This window comes from Priestia sp. P5_B4, from assembly GCF_056400385.1.
The window spans coordinates 1-2,698 of sequence record NZ_JBFULJ010000517.1; the positions used below are offsets into that span (position 1 = coordinate 1).

Here is a 2,698-nt window from a genome sequence, read left to right on the forward strand (position 1 = left end):
GTACACATTCTCGTAAGAACTTATTCGGTTATAAAGCAATGGTTGTATCAATGGTCGGTATCGCATTCTTAAGTTACCTTGTATGGGTGCATCACTTCTTTACAATGGGTAACTCACCGTCAGTTAACTCGTTCTTCTCAATTACAACGATGTTAATCGCCGTACCAACCGGAGTTAAAATCTTTAACTGGCTCTTTACAATGTATAAAGGCCGTATCAAATTTACGACTGCGATGCTTTGGTCATTAGCGTTTATTCCAAACTTCGTAATCGGTGGGGTAACAGGGGTTATGCTTGCGATGGCATCAGCCGATTATCAATATCATAACAGTTACTTCCTAATCGCTCACTTCCACTATGTATTAATCTCTGGTACAGTGTTTGGCTGTTTCGCAGGTTTATACTTCTGGTATCCAAAGATTTTCGGTCACACGTTGAACGAAAAATTAGGAAAAATTTCATTCTGGATTTTTGTTGTTGGATTTAACGTATGTTTCTTCCCACAATTCTTCCTAGGTTTAGACGGTATGACTCGTCGTATGCAAACTTATGCAGACAACCTTGGCTGGAACGGATTAAACTTAGTTTCAACAATCGGTGCATTCTTAATGGGTCTTGGCTTCTTCGTATTAGTAGTTAACTTATTATACAGTGCATGGAAAAACAAACGCGACACTGCAAACGATCCTTGGGATGGTCGTACACTTGAGTGGTGGACTAAATCACCAGTTCAAGCTTACAACTTTGCAGTAATTCCTCATGTGAAAGAAATGGATGCATTTTGGCACATGAAAAAACGTAATGAAACAGAAATTAAAGCAGAAGACTTAAAACCAATTCACTTACCAAGCAACTCTGGTGTGCCGTTTATCTCAGGTATTTTCTGGTTTATCGGTGGATTTGGCTTAGTATTTGAATGGATTCCAATGGCAATCGTTGGATTAGCAGGTATTTTTGCTTGTATGCTTGCTCGTTCATTTGATTATGATCCAGGCTTCTATGTAAAAGTAGATGAAATCAAGAAGGTTGAAGGAATTACAGGGGGTGACAAATAATGGCAGGACATTTAGATAAATCATTGCCGTTAGAATACCAAGAAGAACAAAGTCGCCTGAATATCCTTGGATTCTGGATTTTCTTAGGTGCCGAGATCGCGTTGTTCTCTACGCTGTTCGTAACGTACTTAACGTACCATACGCGTACAGCGGGTGGCCCTACTGCAGAAGAACTGTTCGTTGTTAAAGATTTTATGATCGAAACGCTGTTACTACTATTCAGTAGTTTCACGATGGGAATTGCCATCTTTAAAATGCGTAATAATGATTTAAAAGGACTTTTAGTTTGGTTCGTGATTACGCTTGTCCTTGGTGGAGGATTCCTTTTCTACGAAATTCGTGAGTTTTACATGTACGCAGTTCACGAAGGTGCAACAATGCAAACAAGTGCCTTCTTATCAGGGTTCTTTACACTACTTGGAACGCACGGTCTTCACGTAACAGTCGGTGTATTCTGGGCAATCAGTATTATTATTCAATTAGTAAGACGAGGATTAACACCAGTTACTGCTCGTAAAGTATTTATTATCGGTTTATACTGGCATTTCCTTGATGTTGTATGGATCTTCATCTTCACGCTTGTATACTTGAACGGATTGGTGGGATAAGACATGGAAAATAAACAAGGCCAAAAAGCAGGTTTTCCGCTTAGTCATGTATTTGGGCTTATCCTTTCACTAGCCTTAACATTCGCAGCGCTTGGTTTAGTAGTGCTAGCTGATCTATCAAGAAGCATTACGATGACTCTTATCATGATCCTAGCGTTATTACAAGCAGCAATGCAGCTAGTAATGTTCATGCACATGACTGAAAGTGAAAATGGTAAAGTACAGGTTGCAAATATTCTTTACAGTTTCTTTATTGCACTTTGTATCGTTGTTGGTACACTGTGGATTCTTGCAGCTCACTTTAACCATTAAAAATAAAACCACTTACTTCGGTAAGTGGTTTATTTTTTTTCATTCAGTTTATATTTCAACGTTTGATATTCTCCCGTAGGAACTTTTTTTACTACTTTTCCTTTATCATCTCTATAAACATTTACTTGTTCGTACACTTCAATTCGGTATCCGCCTCTTTTTTCTGTTTTAACATGAACTTCTTTGACCGACATGTTTAATTGTTCCGCCTCGTCTTCATCTGCAGAGGTTTCAACAGCTCCTCCATCAAGTGAAAGGTGAGATAAGCTGTTAAACGACTGCTGGGAATTGTTATCAACATAGCTTGTCACGACTAAAATGCCGGCAAAAAACAATACTAAAAAAAGCGTCCGGACTTTCATCTTCATCTTAAAACACCCCCGTAAACTGACAAACCAGCACGACTGCACCTAATATCCAAACGTAAATTGCAAACGTTTTTAATGAATGATGCTTTAAATAATTGATCATCCATTTTACCGCTACATAACCAAATAAAGCAGATGAAAGGGTGGCGACGAATAAAAAGAAAACGGAAAGCTGCTCGACTTCACCTGTGACTACATCTTTTAACTGAAGTAACACCGCTCCGCAAATGGCGGGAGTCGACAATAAAAATGAAAAGTAAGCGGCTGTTTCACGGTCTAATTTTCGCATTAACGCAGCTACCATGGTTAAACCAGATCGAGATACAGCAGGGAATATCGCAGCAGCAAACTGAAA

Annotated in this window: 5 protein-coding genes; 3 read left to right on the plus strand and 2 right to left on the minus strand. The window is 39.0% G+C overall.

Annotated features, from left to right (window positions below; all coding sequences use genetic code 11):
- From AC1DRF_RS22235 to qoxD, 3 genes are all read left to right on the plus strand, one after another.
- On the plus strand, nt 1–1,055 hold a 1,055-nt coding region (locus tag AC1DRF_RS22235; RefSeq protein WP_477741711.1), incomplete at its 5' end, for a cbb3-type cytochrome c oxidase subunit I.
- The gene (gene qoxC / locus AC1DRF_RS22240; RefSeq protein WP_013057825.1) at nt 1,055–1,663 is read left to right on the plus strand and encodes a cytochrome aa3 quinol oxidase subunit III; all 609 of its coding nucleotides are present in this window, start codon (nt 1,055–1,057) and stop codon (nt 1,661–1,663) included. The genes AC1DRF_RS22235 and qoxC, both read left to right, overlap by 1 nt.
- Nucleotides 1,664–1,666: 3 nt before the next feature.
- Nucleotides 1,667–1,975 (plus strand): cytochrome aa3 quinol oxidase subunit IV, encoded by a 309-nt coding sequence (gene qoxD, locus AC1DRF_RS22245; RefSeq protein WP_013057824.1) that lies wholly within the window; start codon nt 1,667–1,669, stop codon nt 1,973–1,975.
- A 29-nt stretch (nt 1,976–2,004) separates the two neighbouring features.
- Here qoxD and AC1DRF_RS22250 read toward each other — a convergent pair whose 3' ends face one another.
- Together AC1DRF_RS22250 and AC1DRF_RS22255 are read right to left on the minus strand one after the other, a co-directional pair.
- A complete protein-coding gene (locus tag AC1DRF_RS22250) occupies nt 2,005–2,343 on the minus strand; it encodes a hypothetical protein (RefSeq protein ID WP_013083895.1) in 339 nt (112 codons plus the stop codon).
- A 1-nt stretch (nt 2,344) separates the two neighbouring features.
- A partial coding sequence (locus AC1DRF_RS22255; RefSeq protein WP_477741712.1) for an undecaprenyl-diphosphate phosphatase occupies nt 2,345–2,698 on the minus strand: 354 nt, incomplete at its 5' end.